The sequence below is a fragment of the Paenibacillus sp. 23TSA30-6 genome (assembly GCF_014858585.1).
Lineage (GTDB): Bacteria > Bacillota > Bacilli > Paenibacillales > Paenibacillaceae > Paenibacillus.
In genome coordinates this window covers 1-15,042 of the sequence record NZ_SLTL01000019.1, presented here as the reverse complement: position 1 = coordinate 15,042, position 15,042 = coordinate 1, and the positions used below count along the sequence as shown (strand labels likewise).

Annotated in this window: 14 protein-coding genes and 1 pseudogene; 9 read left to right on the top strand and 6 right to left on the bottom strand. The window is 46.0% G+C overall.

From position 1 onward, the window contains the following. Positions 1-37 precede the first annotated feature (37 nt). Together E0698_RS17225 and E0698_RS17220 are read left to right on the top strand one after the other, a co-directional pair. Complete coding sequence (locus E0698_RS17225; protein ID WP_192512340.1) at positions 38-1,138, top strand: toxic anion resistance protein; 1,101 nt, start codon at positions 38-40, stop codon at positions 1,136-1,138. A 341-nt stretch (positions 1,139-1,479) separates the two neighbouring features. Further along, a complete protein-coding gene (locus tag E0698_RS17220) occupies positions 1,480-2,025 on the top strand; it encodes a hypothetical protein (protein ID WP_134911016.1) in 546 nt (181 codons plus the stop codon). Positions 2,026-2,236: 211 nt separating this feature from the next. Here E0698_RS17220 and E0698_RS17215 read toward each other — a convergent pair whose 3' ends face one another. The 4 genes from E0698_RS17215 to E0698_RS17200 all read right to left on the bottom strand — a co-directional run bounded on the left by E0698_RS17215 (position 2,237) and on the right by E0698_RS17200 (position 6,336). Beyond that, positions 2,237-2,617: a DUF3899 domain-containing protein gene (locus E0698_RS17215; RefSeq protein WP_192512339.1), complete on the bottom strand. Its 381-nt coding sequence runs from the start codon at positions 2,615-2,617 to the stop codon at positions 2,237-2,239. After that, a complete protein-coding gene (locus tag E0698_RS17210; RefSeq protein WP_192512338.1) occupies positions 2,617-4,260 on the bottom strand; it encodes a peptide ABC transporter substrate-binding protein in 1,644 nt (547 codons plus the stop codon). Before E0698_RS17210 ends, E0698_RS17215 begins: the two co-directional genes overlap by 1 nt. Before the next feature lie 197 nt (positions 4,261-4,457). Further along, positions 4,458-5,408 (bottom strand): ABC transporter permease, encoded by a 951-nt coding sequence (locus tag E0698_RS17205; protein WP_149095910.1) that lies wholly within the window; start codon positions 5,406-5,408, stop codon positions 4,458-4,460. Position 5,409: 1 nt separating this feature from the next. Continuing rightward, positions 5,410-6,336 (bottom strand): ABC transporter permease, encoded by a 927-nt coding sequence (locus E0698_RS17200; protein WP_134911012.1) that lies wholly within the window; start codon positions 6,334-6,336, stop codon positions 5,410-5,412. A 318-nt stretch (positions 6,337-6,654) separates the two neighbouring features. Here E0698_RS17200 and E0698_RS17195 point away from each other — a divergent pair, with 318 nt between their 5' ends. The 3 genes from E0698_RS17195 to E0698_RS17185 are packed head-to-tail and all read left to right on the top strand — an operon-like array spanning position 6,655 to position 8,887. After that, the gene (locus tag E0698_RS17195) at positions 6,655-7,419 is read left to right on the top strand and encodes an amino acid ABC transporter substrate-binding protein (RefSeq protein WP_192512337.1); all 765 of its coding nucleotides are present in this window, start codon (positions 6,655-6,657) and stop codon (positions 7,417-7,419) included. 40 nt (positions 7,420-7,459) lie between these two features. After that, complete coding sequence (locus tag E0698_RS17190; RefSeq protein ID WP_192512336.1) at positions 7,460-8,119, top strand: amino acid ABC transporter permease; 660 nt, start codon at positions 7,460-7,462, stop codon at positions 8,117-8,119. 15 nt (positions 8,120-8,134) lie between these two features. Continuing rightward, complete coding sequence (locus tag E0698_RS17185; RefSeq protein WP_149095907.1) at positions 8,135-8,887, top strand: amino acid ABC transporter ATP-binding protein; 753 nt, start codon at positions 8,135-8,137, stop codon at positions 8,885-8,887. Positions 8,888-9,280: 393 nt separating this feature from the next. Here E0698_RS17185 and E0698_RS17180 read toward each other — a convergent pair whose 3' ends face one another. Next, positions 9,281-9,568, bottom strand: coding sequence for a DUF6809 family protein (locus E0698_RS17180; RefSeq protein WP_192512392.1), 288 nt, complete (start codon positions 9,566-9,568; stop codon positions 9,281-9,283). Between the two features lie 365 nt (positions 9,569-9,933). On the opposite strand from E0698_RS17180, the pseudogene E0698_RS27015 reads away from it, so the two are divergent. The 3 genes and pseudogenes from E0698_RS27015 to E0698_RS17170 form a co-directional block, all read left to right on the top strand. After that, positions 9,934-10,062: pseudogene (locus E0698_RS27015) on the top strand (helix-turn-helix domain-containing protein); the annotation flags it as partial. Between the two features lie 324 nt (positions 10,063-10,386). Then, on the top strand, positions 10,387-11,022 hold the full coding sequence (locus E0698_RS17175; protein ID WP_149095905.1) for a glycoside hydrolase family 11 protein: 636 nt from the start codon (positions 10,387-10,389) through the stop codon (positions 11,020-11,022). A gap of 291 nt (positions 11,023-11,313) precedes the next feature. Continuing rightward, a complete protein-coding gene (locus E0698_RS17170) occupies positions 11,314-12,153 on the top strand; it encodes a formylglycine-generating enzyme family protein (protein WP_192512335.1) in 840 nt (279 codons plus the stop codon). A gap of 416 nt (positions 12,154-12,569) precedes the next feature. Here E0698_RS17170 and E0698_RS17165 read toward each other — a convergent pair whose 3' ends face one another. After that, complete coding sequence (locus E0698_RS17165) at positions 12,570-13,922, bottom strand: MATE family efflux transporter (RefSeq protein WP_192512334.1); 1,353 nt, start codon at positions 13,920-13,922, stop codon at positions 12,570-12,572. Between the two features lie 138 nt (positions 13,923-14,060). Here E0698_RS17165 and E0698_RS17160 point away from each other — a divergent pair, with 138 nt between their 5' ends. Continuing rightward, positions 14,061-14,747: a TetR/AcrR family transcriptional regulator gene (locus E0698_RS17160; RefSeq protein WP_134911004.1), complete on the top strand. Its 687-nt coding sequence runs from the start codon at positions 14,061-14,063 to the stop codon at positions 14,745-14,747. Positions 14,748-15,042: the final 295 nt, after the last annotated feature.

The following is a 15,042-nucleotide window of genomic DNA, read 5'->3' as shown; positions in this document are numbered from 1 at the left end:
TGGATAACAGTTATTGTTTAGGATAGGAGGTAGCGTTATGGCGACCCCATGGGCTGAATTGAAAAAGGAAGACGAACAAAAGGTGACCGAGGAGGCTTCACAGCTGATTCAGAAGGTGTCACAGAGCGATGTCATGAGCCTGGACACCTTAATGGACGACATCGGGAAGTTGGGGGTTAAAACGCAGGAGCGTGCGGGACAGACTCTTAAAATGCTGGATCGCCCGGTGAACGATCTCATGTCCGGCGACCGGGCCGAGGTATCGAACATGATCTTAAAGCTGCGGGATGAATGCGAAACGCTCCAGCAGAGCAAAAATGTGAGCTTTTTCGGTAAGCTTCTGCGGAAAAGCCCGCTGAAGAACTACATTTACAAATATCAGTCGGTCAAAACAAACATTGAGCAAATCATTACAGCCTTGAGAGACGGTAAGGACAATCTGGAAGAAAACATCGTCGGTATGAGACAGTTGAAAAAGGCTTCCATTGAGGAAATCTACAATTTGCAAACGAAGATCGCCTTTGGCAATCGGTTGAAGGAGCTGTTCGAGACTGAGATTGCCAAGCCGGAGAATGAAACGCGGAAGCCTCATCTGGAACGGGGACTGCGCAAGGTGGTTACTCGCACGCAGTCGATGACCGAAATGATTTTGCTCTACAATCAAGCGATTGCAGCAACGGATATCATTAATGATAATAATGATAAACTGATTGATTCTGTAAATAATGCGATTGATAAAACATCGAATCTAATCACTGTATCGGCTATGATTGCGATGGCGCTGGCGGATCAGGACAAAATCATTTCAGCCGTGGATGCCACGAATCGTACGATTGAGAATCAATTCAAGGAAAATGCCAAGCTTCTCAAAACGACGACGGAGAGAACGACAGATTTACTTAGCAAGCCTTCTATGTCACTGGAGGCTGTGAATCAGGCGATTGGGGATTTGGTATCTGCTTTGGATTTGTCCGAAAAATCCAACCGTCAAATTATTGAAAGCTGCCATGATTATACGAGCAAAATGACGGCAATCAACGCCAACCTCAGCCAACGTCTGGGTATAGAGGGGAAGGAACAGCCCAAGAGTTTGAAGGATAAAGATTCTTCCGAAGGACTAAGCTCGTTTCTGAACTGATTTTACAAATGTGAAATAATGGACCTAACCTATTGAAAAGACGCCAGGGCGATCCTGAAAGGCGTCTTTTTTTGGTTTGGGGGCAGCTAATAAAGGACATGATAATCATACATAGCAATCTCGTGCATAAACTCTTAAAAAGTGAAATAAAAAAGGAGAGAACGAGCGTATGATGTCCTTTATTTTGGGGTGTGTGATTGTCTATCTGCTTGTAGCTGCCAGTAGTGAAAAAGCAGATTCTATCGTGGAATTAAATGAGACTGTGAAATAAAATTTTTTATTGAAAATCATGCATTTTCTGATAGGATAGAGTTAAATATTGGAATCCCAAAGGAGAATGCATGCTGGAATTTTCATTTGAAATCATCGACGAATCGAAAATCAACATTGTGTATCAGTATGGGAGCAGCAGCTTTAATTTCAATTTGTTTTTTAATTACGGTGTATGGACACTGCATCCTTTTGACGGAATTCTGTTGCAAAACAAGGAAATGTGCCGTCTGATCGTGGCGGATCTGTTTAAGAACAAGGACTTTCATGTCATGCTGGTACGGGAAAATATTTTGTTGTCAGCCTTGCGTACCTCTATTGATCTCAATCCCGAAACCCGGGGAGAGCGATATCAGGAACAGGAATTTGATGAGCTGTCTGAATTTGCTGAGAAACACAGCTTTGAAGATGTGCTGCAAATCGAGCAGGATTCCGTCCGCGAACGTATGGATTTTTTCCAAAACATTATTCAAAAAATGTATATGGAAGGATTCGGCCCGGAAGACAGCGACTTTAACAAGGTACAAGCTATGATCCGAATTTACAAAGATGCGCATGACCAACTCGGAGATTTGAGCGACTTTCCCCTGAGAGGCGACGAACGCCGCAGATGGTAGATTTATTGAGACAAAAAAGAGAGAGTCCCACGAATTAACTCCGCGGAACTCTCTCTTTTTTGTGTACCTGAGCTACAAAACAAGGTAGGCCAAGTTAAACCACTTGGCCTACCCCTCTCTCCACCTTACACACCACTAAAACGTATAGAAGCTCTACGGCGGCTGCACGCGCAGCGCCCACCAACCGCAAGAAAGCTTTCATACGCCCTAACTAACTTATTCCCATTAAAACCATCGAACAAAGCACAAGCCCCGTACCGCACCCCGAGGTGTACACCTTGAGGTGACGGAACACAGACGTTTTCCAGGCAGTTAGAGATTCATCCGAACGCAATCGTTCGTTTTCCTCCTGTAATGCCTTGGATTGTCGGATGAACAGATGCCTGATGTCGGCGAATCCCCGCAGGAAGAGGGTGAGAAACCCGCTTTGCAGGACGTGGAAGATTGCGCCGATCACCAAGCCCAGCAAGCCTAACAGAAATAGCAGATTCGCTGTTGCCACATTTTCATGACCATCCAACAGATGAGGTGAGGCATGCAGATAACCAAAGGTACCGACGATCAGGGCCGTTACCCCGAAACGTAAAAACATTATTTTTCGACCCGTTTGGCAAAACGAAGATCCGGGTTAGAACGGGCGTCAAATACGATGCCTTGAACTTTAGGGCTGATCAATGCCGTATCCGCAGAGAACTGGATCGGAATAATTGGCAGATCCTCCATCAATACGTCCTCAGCCTGATGAAGCTGCTCGAAGCGTTTTGCCGGATCAAGCTCGAAGGTAGAAGATTCGATCAGCTTGTCATACTCCGGGTTGCTCCAGTTGGTAAAGTTGTTCGAGTTTTTGGAAGTATAGTGTCCCAATACGCCGAGCGGATCAAGGAAGTTTCCTTCCCAGCCCATACGGGCGATCTGGAAGTTCTTCTGTTTAAAGGTATCAATATACGTTTTCCATTCCTGATTCTCCAGCGTCACTTCAACGCCCAGGTTCGTTTTCAGCATTTCCTGAATCGCTTCAGCTACTTTTTTATGCTTGTCCGAAGTGTTGTATTTGAAGGTGATCGGTGGCAGTTGGGTCAAACCTTCTTCTTTCAGACCTTCGGCCAGCAATTGTTTCGCTTTCGCAGCGTCAAACTCATAGTATTTTTTCGGTGCTTCATCACGGAAGTCCTTGCCGGATGGCGTTGTTGTTCCGTATGGAACATAACCGTAAGCCGGAGTTTCGCCACCTTTGGTTACGCTGGTAGCCAGTGCTTCGCGGTCAATCGCGTAGGTAATGGCCTGTCTGATTTTTTTATTGTCAAACGGCTTTTGTTTTACGTTAAAAGAATACGTGTACACACTGAAAGATGGATGCGACAGGAATTCCTTGTTGCTCTTTTCCTGATCCAGTGTATCTACGGGAAGGCTCAAAATCAGATCCAGATCGCCCGTTTTATACATTTGATAATAAGTTGTGGAGTCTTGAACCATTTTAAAATTAATCGTTGCCATCGTAATGGCATCCTTGTTCCAGAATTGATCGTTTTTCGCCAGCGTAATTTGTTCGTTATGTTTCCATTCCTTGACTACATACGCGCCGTTGCCGACAATGGTGTTGGCTTCTGCCGCCCATTTGTCGCTTTTCTCAACCACGGATTGGTTTACGGGCAGATACGCATGACCCACTGCGATTGTTGGGAAGAAGCTCAGCGGTGATTTCAGCTCAACTACAAGGGTTTTATCATCCTTGGCTGTAACACCCACGTCTTCTACTTTACCTTTGCCTGTGTTGTAAGCTTCGGCTCCCTTGATGTAGTACAGAGCGGAAGGATCGTAGGCAGCCGTTTTCGGATTCAGGACCCGTTTCCAGGAGTATTCAAAATCCTTTGCAGTAAGCGGGTCACCATTCGACCATTTCGCGCCGTCGCGGATGGTGAAGGTGTATGTTTTGCCGTCAGGAGTTACGTCTACTTTGCTGGCAGCACCCTCAACGATTTTACCGGCTTTGTCGTATGTATACAGTCCTTCGTACAGGTTATCAATAACAAAGTAGGACGTTGTATCTGATGCAAAAGCAGGGTCCAGTGTATACGGCTCGCCACCTGCCAGGTTGGCTGTAATTTCCTGTGGAACATCTGCTTGCGGAGCAGCGGCTGGATCATTGCTTGCTGCTTTGTCTGTATTGCCAGAGCATCCGGCCAAAGCCGTTACTGCCAAAAGTAAAATGACAGTCATCCAATGCATTTTTTTCATCGTATAATTCCTCCATTAAGTTTGTTAGTTGTCCAAAAGATAAGGTGCACCGTACCGGGATTTATTCATCCTCCTTTCCGACAGGTATGCCGCGTGTGCGAAGTTCCATAAAGGAACTGCCGTTGGTTCTGCTGTTGGGCGAGAAATTGCGGATCATAGTAGACACCCCTCCTTGTTCCATTTGTAAATCCCTGTTTTTAATGCTGTGAACGTGGATCAAGCGCATCCTGAAGCCCGTCTCCGAGCGTGTTGAACGCCAGCATGGTGAGCGAGATCATCAGTCCGGGGAAGAACAGGCGCCACCATTGTCCGCTTAAAATGACCCCGAGTGAATCGTTAGCCATCGTCCCCCAACTGGCGGAAGGAGATTGAATCCCCAGACCGAGAAAGCTCAGGAACGATTCAGCAAAAATAGCCGAGGGGATGGTGAACGTCAGATTCACGATAATGATCGCCGCTGCATTCGGCAGCAAATGCTTGAAAATAATGCGCGAATGGGAGGTTCCCAAACTACGGGCGGCTAACACATATTCCTGCTGCTTGAGCTGTAAAATTTGCCCCCGAACGACACGGGCCATACCCACCCATCCGGTGATGGATAAGGCGATAATCATCGTGAGCAGTCCCGGCTTCATAATGACCAGCAACAAAATGATGACCAGCAAATAAGGGATGCTGTACAAAATCTCAATGATACGCATCAGGCTGCTGTCAATCCGGTCGCCCGTTTTGCCGCGTCCCGCACAATATCCGGCTATACAGCCGACGAGTATGCCAAGCACCAAATCAATGGCGGCAGCGGCAAACCCGATCATCAGCGAGATTCTCGCCCCGGCCCAGGTCCGTGCCCATACGTCTCTTCCCAGATCATCCGTACCAAACCAATGCTCTCCCGAAGGAGGAAGGTTCGTCTTTAATAGGGATTGGTCACTGGGGGCATAAGGAACCATGGAAGGTCCGGCAATCGCCAGCGCGATAATAATGATAAGTAAGGAAAGCCCCAGTAGAGAGAGCTTATTGTTAAAAAGTCTGCGAAGCCGATCCCGCCATAGTGATTCTTTGGGTCTGGACAATGTGGGGGCGGGTAACTGGCTGCGGTCAACGGGACTGAACAGGCTGTCCCTTTCGACAGTGGGTGCTGCTTTCATGTTAATCTCCTTTGCTGACTAATTTAATTCGCGGATCGACAAGACGATAGGAAATATCAATTAAAAATAAGGTAACGACCAGAATGGCACTGTAAAAAATGGTTGTGCCCATAATGACCGGATAATCCCGGTTAAATATACTGTCTACAAAGTATTTACCGATGCCGGGAATGGCGAATATCTTTTCCACAACAAAGGTACCTGTAATGACGGAAGCGAACAGGGGTCCGATGAAGGACAGCACGGGAATCAGTGCGTTGCGCAACCCGTGACGGATGACTATGGCCCAAGAGGATAGCCCTTTCGCCTTGGCGGTGCGTATGTACTCCTGATGCATCACTTCAAGCATGCTTGTCCGCATGAAGCGGGCGATGACGGCGAGAGGGGAAACGGCGAGAGCCAGCGATGGAAGCACCGTATGCTGCCAGGTTCCCCATGAGGCGACCGGGAGCAGATGCCATTTGACGGCCACATATTTGATTAAAAGCGGTGCCAAAATGAAGCTGGGTACGGAAATACCTACAATGGCAATAAACATCGAAATATAATCCAATGGTCGATTATGATGTAAAGCTGCCAGCGTTCCGAGCGCAATACCCGCAATAATCGCAACAACGATGGATTGAATGCCGAGCAATGCGGAAGGTGGAAAACCCCTGGCAATGAGCATGTTCACGTCCGTCGTTTTTGATTGAATAGATGGGCCCATATCCAGCACCAGCAAATTTTTCAGATACAATACATACTGCACGGCAAGCGGCTTGTCCAGATTATATCTGGCGCGCATGTTTTGCAGCACCGCTTCCGGAATCGTTTTAGAATCGTTCGAGAACGGGTCCCCCGGAATGATGTGCATAATGATAAACGTTAAAGTGACGATAATCCACAATGTAACGAGCATCGTAAAAAGACGTTTTAAAATGTACATGGGGCTTTATTTCTCCTGTCTATCAAGCTGATTTACATACTATTGCTGCTAAATTTATGAAATAAATAAAAGTATATAAGAATACTAGGAAATGATAAAACGGTTTTGGCAACGTGTCAAGGTAAGGTTTTACATTATAGAACATTGGTCAAATTTTCGTCACAGGTTTTCCATTATTATAAGGCTAAGAATCCACTCCTTCCTCTCGACGAGTATCTTGCGGTATGTTATGATGATACTCTGATAACGTGTTAACGAACTAAAGCGTTTGCCGCCTGTCCTTTGGATAGGGAGGTTACCATTGCTGGAGGGAATAAAATGAAAAAAACAGCCATGTTCACAATGATGATTGGATTGATTATGATCGTTTTGGCCGGATGCTCCGGCGGTAAGGATAACAGCAAGCTGATCATCGGAATTGATGATAAATTTGCACCGATGGGTTTTAGAGATGAAAATAACGAGCTGACCGGATTTGATATTGATTACGCCAAGGCGGCTGCGGAGCAGATGGGCAAGCAAGTGGAATTTCAGCCCATTGACTGGTCTGCCAAAGAATCCGAGCTGAACAGCGGCCGTATTGATCTGATTTGGAACGGCTATACGATTACGGATGTGCGCAAGGAAAAGGTGCTGTTTACGAAGCCGTATCTGAAAAATAGTCAAGTAATCGCGATTCCGGTCAAGTCCAATCTCACGAAGCTGGACGATCTGGCGGGCAAAAACGTGGGTCTTCAAACTTTGTCCTCGGCAGCCGATGCACTGGATGCGAATCCGATCAAGAGCAAGGTGAAGGTGTCTGAGTATCCCGATAATGTGCTCGCTTTGACCGACCTGAAAACCGGACGTCTGGATGCGGTTGTCATTGATGAAGTGGTAGCCAAATACTATATGTCCAAAGAGCCAGGAACGTATAAGCTGCTTGGTGAATCGCTGGCCCCTGAGGAGTACGGCATCGGCGTGAAAAAAGGGAACGAAGAGCTGCTGACGCAATTGCAATCTGCTTTGGATGAGCTGCACAAGAATGGCAAAGCTGCTGAGATTTCGAAAAAGTGGTTTGGTGAAGATAAAGTTTTGAATTAATACGTAGCGTATTGAACTAAGGGTTTAGGAGTCGAAGGTTATGAGTATGGATTATATTTTACGAATTATGAAGCCTATGCTCGAAGGGGCGCAGATGACGGTTATTTTATTTTTTATCACGCTCATCTTGTCCATTCCGCTGGGATTTATCGTTACGTTGCTGGCAAAAAGCCGGATTAAGCCAATCGCCTGGCTGATGCATACGTACATTTATGTCATACGGGGCACACCTCTTTTGCTGCAACTGCTGTTCTTTTGCTTTGGTCTGCCGATGTTGCCTGTGATCGGGGAGTATCTGGTTCTGGACCGGACAACGGCTGCGTTGCTGGCATTTGTGCTGAATTATGCGGCTTATTTTGCTGAGATTTTCAGAGGCGGGATGTTGTCGATTGATAAGGGACAATACGAAGCTTCACAAGTGCTGGGCCTGAGCAAGTCGCAGACGCTGATTCGAGTTATTGTGCCGCAAATGGTACGGATTGCTTTGCCTGCGGTCACGAATGAGGCGACAACACTGGTCAAAGATACGGCGTTGCTATATGCGGTAGCTGTACCGGAGCTGCTTCATTTTGCGAATACGGCTGTGAACCGTGATTTTTCGATTGTGCCTTATTTTGTAGCGGCTATGATCTATTTGTTGTTGGCTTTGGTGCTGACGCTATTCTTTAGAGCGCTGGAAAAACGTTTTAAATTCGAGTAAAAGGAATGTCGGGATATGAATACTAACGCAATAGAAGTAATCGATTTGAAAAAATCGTTCGGCAAGCTCGACGTTCTGAAAAGAGTGAGCTTTAACGTCAAGGCGGGTGAGGTCGTTGCGGTCATCGGCCCTTCTGGCTCGGGGAAAAGCACTATGCTTCGCAGTCTGGTTCATCTGGAAGATGTGACGGGCGGGACGATCCGCATCCATGATAAAGCATTGGTGGAAAATGGTCAGTACGCCCCGGCAGGCGACATTAAGGGCATTACCACCGGGATGGGCATGGTATTCCAGCATTTTAATCTGTTCCCTCACTTGACGGTGCAGGATAATCTGGAGCTGGCTCCAAAGCTGGTGAAAAAAACGAGCAAGTCTGAGCTGCGTCGCCAAAGCGCGGAACTGCTGGCTAAAGTCGGCTTGGCGGATAAAGCGGATGCGTATCCGTCCCGACTGTCGGGCGGACAGAAGCAGCGTGTGGCGATTGCCCGGGCAATGATGATGAACCCCGATATTTTACTGTTCGACGAGCCGACCTCGGCCCTAGATCCCGAGCTGACGGGCGAGGTACTGCGGGTTATTAAAAAGCTGGCTGAGGAGCATATGACAATGGTCATTGTGACCCACGAAATGAACTTTGCGAGAGATGTGGCGGATCGTGTCATTTTTATGGACAATGGAGAGATTGCAGAGTCCGGTACGCCGGAGCAGATATTCGGCAATCCGCAGCTAGAGCGGACAAAGGTATTTTTGAATCGGGTGGGGGATTAAAAATATAGTTGTTCTCAGGAGAGGCGCTGCGCGTGCAGATTGTTCTTCCGATCGCTGTTATCCCCGGATTTTTTTCATTGGAATAGAAATTTAAAGGTGAAAATCCGGGGATAAAGGCGAACGCTCCGCTTCTTCAGAACAATTCTGCCCGCTCCGCTCACCGACCACCTGTGCAAGTAACATATTTTTAAGCAGGAAGTGTAGGCACGTATCAGGTCGTTACCTGACCTCGTCGTGGTCAAGGAACAACTGGCTCAATACCGAGCGCTAGAAGCGAAGTAAAGGGATTTGCATACAAAGCAAAGCACTTCAAGGCAAAAGATTACTTTTGCCGTTTGAAGTGCTTTTTTCTGTACTTATTCGTTAAATGTTCCCATCTATAATCGGTTCGCTTCACACTCGTTTTGGTATAGACTCGTGTTCCCCGCTAAATACTTCAATCATCGTTAATGCCCCCGTCCGATACCCGTGAATGAATGCTGCTGCGGAGTGTAGGGAGGTTGACTCGTTTAATAAATCAAATATGACTTCCATTTGCTCAAAATCGACTTCTGATAATTTATTTTTCAGCATCTCCATATGTTCACTAATTTTTTGATTTACTTTTTGAGACTCAGGATCGGCTGACTTTATTTGTTCACTGGGACGCCAATTCCCATAATACATATCCTCCAAAATCATTTTCATCAGGCCTCCCTATGAATACTATTGTTTTAAGTCTTTGTTCTCACGTAAATCCATCACCCAAGGCAAGTATACGGCATGCGGAAGCTACATGTTGATATTTATGCGCTTTTCGCATAAAGTTTTTTTTAGTATATAAGCTGAGTAGAAATGTACATGAGGCGCCACTACGCGGTCGGATGTTGCTTCCCATCGCTGTTGCGCCCGGATTTCTTAATCAAGCTAAGAAGGTTGAAGTCCGGGCACAAAGGCGAACGCTATCGCTTGTACAGCACCATTCCGTCCACTCCGTTCTTGTTCAACTTGGTTTATTTTTTAGTTCATTTTAAATAGATAAAGAAATAGACCGTGGCTGACTTCTTACGTATTCCCGATATGAAAATGGGAATCTGGATGTCCCAAGTGTTGTCTTGATCAAATTGGCGGATTTCCACAAGGTGAGTATCGACTTTATTCTTGATCAGACAGATAATCCTAAACGTTACAAGTAAAAAGGCATAACATGCACAATAAAGCTCCCGTGATGAATTCACAGGAGCTTTATTGCTGGAATTATTCATTGAATCGTCCCATCATAACCGTGTTGTGGGGTTACTGTCCTCGACGGCTTCTATAAAATTCAAAGAAAGCTAAACATAATAGAGTTAAAGCTTTAATTTGCTAGGTTTTTATGTAAGCGCTATCATTCTATAATTTACTCAGAAAGGAGGTAAAAGTAAAAAACGCGATATGGCACGGATAAGTGATGTACTGCAAAGAGAATTTACCAACAAGCAGGTGTATGGGACAAAAACAAAAATTTTAGGAGGTAAAGTATGTTTAAGTTTAGTAAGAAAATGATGACGGTAGTTCTTGCAGCTTCCATGAGTTTTGGGTTGTTTGCAACAACCTCAAGTGCAGCGACAGACTATTGGCAAAATTGGACCGATGGCGGCGGGACGGTCAATGCTGTTAATGGATCAGGCGGTAATTACAGCGTGACATGGAAAGATACCGGGAATTTTGTTGTCGGCAAAGGCTGGACTACCGGATCGCCAAACAGAACGATTAACTACAATGCCGGCGTCTGGGCGCCGTCCGGCAATGGATATTTGACTCTCTACGGGTGGACGAGAAACGCACTCATCGAATATTACGTCGTTGATAGCTGGGGGACTTATCGACCTACCGGAACGTATAAAGGTACGGTGACCAGTGATGGGGGCACATATGACATCTACACAACAATGCGATACAACGCACCTTCCATTGACGGCACACAAACGTTTGCTCAGTACTGGAGTGTTCGACAGTCGAAGAGAGCGACCGGGGGCAACTCCACGATCACTTTCAGCAACCACGTGAACGCATGGGCGAGCAAAGGAATGAATCTGGGAAGTAGCTGGTCTTACCAGGTGTTGGCGACAGAGGGGTATCAGAGTAGCGGGAGCTCTAACGTAACGGTGTGGTAACCAATTAACTGCAAGCTGTTCAACGAACAGGCGCGGTTGGGACTGTCTCACGGGATAAGCGGGTTTTGAGAGCTGTCTGATAGATAGGGTTTAAATGAATCGATCATGGAGGAAACACCGATCCCTAAACATTGGACACAGGCCGTTGGCCGTTCCACTCCAGTCTATCCGTCAGTCCGGATGCGTTGAAGGCCGTTTTCTGCCAGACGAACGGCCTTCGATGATGCCGGAGGCGAGTTGCAGGCCGTCGTGGCCTATCATTTTTCCTATCAGCTTAAAGGAGATATATCAATGAGAAAGCTATTCATGTTCCTTTTAATAGCAACAATGGTTGTGATCAGCGCTTGTTCACAAGATAAGCCTGAAAAAAAGGATAACCTTGTATTCGTGGAAGGTGGGACTTTTCAGAACAACAAGTCCGACAACTCTGGAAAAAGCGTGACTCTATCGAACTTTTATATCGGCAAATATGAGGTAACTCAAAAAGAGTGGGTTGAAGTCATGGGAAGTAATCCCTCAGCATTCATAGGCGACAGTTTGCCGGTAGAAATGGTGAGTTGGTATGACGTTGTGGAGTACTGTAATCAAAGAAGTATACGAGAGGGTTTAAAACCGTATTACAACATAGACAAGGATAAAAAAGACCCGAATAATAAGAATGATAACGATAATATAAAATGGACAGTAACGATTAATGAGGGAGCTAACGGTTACCGATTGCCTACAGAAGTGGAGTGGGAATATGCTGCAGGCGGAGGTCAGGCGAGCAAGGGCTACACATACAGCGGAAGCAATAATGCCGACGAAGTCGCATGGTATTGGAAAAACGCCGGAGACAAGTACTTATCTGGAGACTGGAACTGGCCTATCATAGAGAGCAACAATAATAAAACAAAATCAATCGGTACCCGGAAACCCAACGAGTTAGGAATTTACGATATGTCTGGCAACGTAAGGGAATGGTGCTGGGACTGGTACGGAGACTTGGATAGCCAAAGCGGTTCCTTCCGGGTTGTGAAGGGCGGCGGTTGGATCGGCAACGTTAGCAACAACGAGATATCTTTCCGAGGCAAGTTCGATGCGAATGGATTTGGTCCCGATCAAGGGCTTCGTATAGCTCGTAGAGAATAGTCTAAACAAGGACAACAAACGAAGGTTAAACTAACGGGCAGTTTAGGTTAATACAGTTCTACCCCACCGAGTTGAAAAAAGAATAAAGTCGCTAATTTACCTAGAGTTCACTCTAGGTTTTATTAACACTCCCAGACAGACAAATAATTCCTTTGGGAATGGAGCGTTGAAAAGTGAAATATAAGGGACTAGGAGGCACGGGTTTGCTCGTCTCGAAGTTTGCGGTGGAAACGATGATCTTCGGAGGTAAGAACTTTCCGATGAGTGTGGCGATGGGGCGCTGAATAAGCAAGATCCTGCAGGTAGGGAGCATTTTCATTTTTTAAATGACAATAGCCCTATTCCCCGTCCATGTACCTAAAAAAGACAGGGTCGGGGAGTGTCCTTATCCTGCCTTCTTGCGTATTATATGTTTTCTACTGTACTAAATTATCCAAATCAGGCTGCAATTTGGTCCGCAGAACATACAGTATGATGGCACCAACAAGGAACGCGACGGCATCCGAAATGACAAGGGACCATACCACCCCGTGAAAGCCGTTCATTTGATTGGCGATAAACAACACAGGAATCAGAGTAATTCCTTGAATAATTGACATAATAAACGCGGCGGTTCCTTGCGCTGTTGCTTGGAAGATTCCGGTAAACAATGTGGTCATTCCTGTAATGAACAAGGATAGGAACGTCACATGTAGAATGTAGCTGCCCATTTCAATTAATTGCGAGTCATTTGTAAATAAACCAATTAAGTGGTCGGAAATCAAATAGACGATGATGCCGAATACGACTGCTAACGCCACAATCACTTTGATCGTGAATCCAATGGTTTGCTTCATGCGTAATTTATTCGCTGTAAAAGAGAAGGCAATCAACGGCACGACTCCCTCGCATAAGCCCATCAGAATAAACTCAGGAAATTGCAATAAACGTGATGAAATTCCATACCCAGCTATGGCCTGATCCCCATATTCGACAAGAAAAAGGTTAAGGATGAGCGACATTGCACCCAAGAAGACACTCATAACAAAGACGGGAACTCCGATTTTGAATACATTGCTCAGAATGTCCTTGGTAGCCTTAAACCATTTTATCGAGACGGTTAAGAATTGGCTCTTATATCCCATATAGAAGGCGTAAAATGCACTCGCAACCAAGTTAGAGATGACCGTAGCAGACGCAACGCCGATCACGTCCCAATGGAAGACAAAGATGACTAGCGCATCGAGAATAATATTTACAACAACACTGAGAATCATACCGATCATCGACGTGATTGCTGCACCTTCCGAGCGCACGATATTCTCCAGCGTGAAGAATAATATGACGAATGGTGAACCAATAAGCATAATCGTCACATAGTCCTTCGTGAATCCGAAGGAGTCAGACGTTGCCCCCAGGCCATGAACGATTGGATCGATCAACGGGAGGCCGACGACCATCACAATAAGACCGAGAACTAAACTGCTGTAAAAGGCGAATGAAGACACATGCTTTACATCATCATATTTTTTCTCTCCTAGCAAACGGGAGATGAATGTACCGCTGCCCATGCCAATCAAATTGCCTAGCGCCATAATGATTGCGAATAACGGCAGGGTTAGTGCGAGTGCGGTTAACATAGCAGTATTGTGAAGTGTACCAAGGAAATAGGCATTCAAGACGGAATAAATGACACTCATTGACGTGCCTAGCACCATTGGTATAGCGAAGTGGGCTACGGCTTTTGCGACCGGTGCTTTTTCAAAGTAATGGAGGTTTTCTGCATCCATGCGAATCACTACTTTCTTTATTTATTTTGCCCTTCAGTCTAACACTGTTAGGTTGTGCCTTACAGTGTTAGATGGTATCATGAACCAATGAACCTGTAAAGCACAAACTTACACTGTTAGATAAAAGGGCGGATACCGATGAAAAAAAAGCAGCCTCAAATTTCGGAGGATAAGATTTTGGAAACCTCGTGGGAGCTTCTTGGAGAGGAGGGCATCGAGAAATTCAGCATGAGACGATTGGCCGACAGGTTAGGGATTCAGGCTCCCTCTCTGTACTGGTACTTCAAGAGCAAACAGCATCTCTACCAGCGTCTGGCCAACCAGGTATCGAAGATGATTCTGGAGGAGTTCCACTCCGAGGGGGACTGGAAGGAGCAGCTGACGGGGCTTGCGGTAACGGTACGGAGCGTGCTCAGCCGATATCCCTGCTCCACGCAGCTCATGATGATGACGCTGCCCCACGAACCGGACATCATCCGGTTCACCAACCGTATGCTGCTCTGCGTGGAATCGACGCCGCTTGAGCAAGAGCAGAAAATGCAAGTGGTTACTACGCTTGTGAACTATGTCTTCTATTTCGTTCTAGACGATTATCAGCATGAGCGCAATGTCTCCGCTATCCTTAAGGACCAGGAAGCGCATCCGGGTGAGGAGATGATTCGCCTTCTGGACTCCATGAGCGAGACGGATGCGGGACTGTTTCGGAGGATGTTCACGAACGGGCTGTTCGAGCTGATGGGGACCGACGGAGCGTTTGAGTTCGGATTGAAGCTGATTCTGTTGGGGGTTGAGCAGGTGATAAAGGAGCAGGAAAGTAGTATGTAAAAACCGCCCATCGGGTTATTGGATGGGCGGTTTCAATTAGGTTTACGTTTACCCTAAATTGTTAGTGAATTTATAATCTTCTGCCTGTCTTTTGTCCTTTGTAAACGTGATTTACTTGTATTAATCATCAAGACAGGAAATATGTATCTTTTTCTTTGGTAAATATCTTAATTTGATTAAAAAGCAGCCTATCACTACGGTAAGCTGTATTTATTAAACTCCCTCAATATGATTTAGTTTTCTCACTCAGGCTCATGAATTCGCAGGATTTCACCCTTAGCTAAGTGTGAGGTAA

What these genes read in the sequence shown, in the direction of transcription:
- E0698_RS17225 (WP_192512340.1), top strand. Translation starts at nt 38, where the DNA reads ATGGCGACCCCATGGGCTGAATTGAAAAAGGAAGACGAACAAAAGGTG.
- E0698_RS17220 (WP_134911016.1), top strand. Translation starts at nt 1,480, where the DNA reads ATGCTGGAATTTTCATTTGAAATCATCGACGAATCGAAAATCAACATT.
- E0698_RS17215 (WP_192512339.1), bottom strand. Translation starts at nt 2,617, where the DNA reads ATGTTTTTACGTTTCGGGGTAACGGCCCTGATCGTCGGTACCTTTGGT.
- E0698_RS17210 (WP_192512338.1), bottom strand. Translation starts at nt 4,260, where the DNA reads ATGAAAAAAATGCATTGGATGACTGTCATTTTACTTTTGGCAGTAACG.
- E0698_RS17205 (WP_149095910.1), bottom strand. Translation starts at nt 5,408, where the DNA reads ATGAAAGCAGCACCCACTGTCGAAAGGGACAGCCTGTTCAGTCCCGTT.
- E0698_RS17200 (WP_134911012.1), bottom strand. Translation starts at nt 6,336, where the DNA reads ATGTACATTTTAAAACGTCTTTTTACGATGCTCGTTACATTGTGGATT.
- E0698_RS17195 (WP_192512337.1), top strand. Translation starts at nt 6,655, where the DNA reads ATGAAAAAAACAGCCATGTTCACAATGATGATTGGATTGATTATGATC.
- E0698_RS17190 (WP_192512336.1), top strand. Translation starts at nt 7,460, where the DNA reads ATGAGTATGGATTATATTTTACGAATTATGAAGCCTATGCTCGAAGGG.
- E0698_RS17185 (WP_149095907.1), top strand. Translation starts at nt 8,135, where the DNA reads ATGAATACTAACGCAATAGAAGTAATCGATTTGAAAAAATCGTTCGGC.
- E0698_RS17180 (WP_192512392.1), bottom strand. Translation starts at nt 9,568, where the DNA reads ATGATTTTGGAGGATATGTATTATGGGAATTGGCGTCCCAGTGAACAA.
- E0698_RS17175 (WP_149095905.1), top strand. Translation starts at nt 10,387, where the DNA reads ATGTTTAAGTTTAGTAAGAAAATGATGACGGTAGTTCTTGCAGCTTCC.
- E0698_RS17170 (WP_192512335.1), top strand. Translation starts at nt 11,314, where the DNA reads ATGAGAAAGCTATTCATGTTCCTTTTAATAGCAACAATGGTTGTGATC.
- E0698_RS17165 (WP_192512334.1), bottom strand. Translation starts at nt 13,922, where the DNA reads ATGGATGCAGAAAACCTCCATTACTTTGAAAAAGCACCGGTCGCAAAA.
- E0698_RS17160 (WP_134911004.1), top strand. Translation starts at nt 14,061, where the DNA reads ATGAAAAAAAAGCAGCCTCAAATTTCGGAGGATAAGATTTTGGAAACC.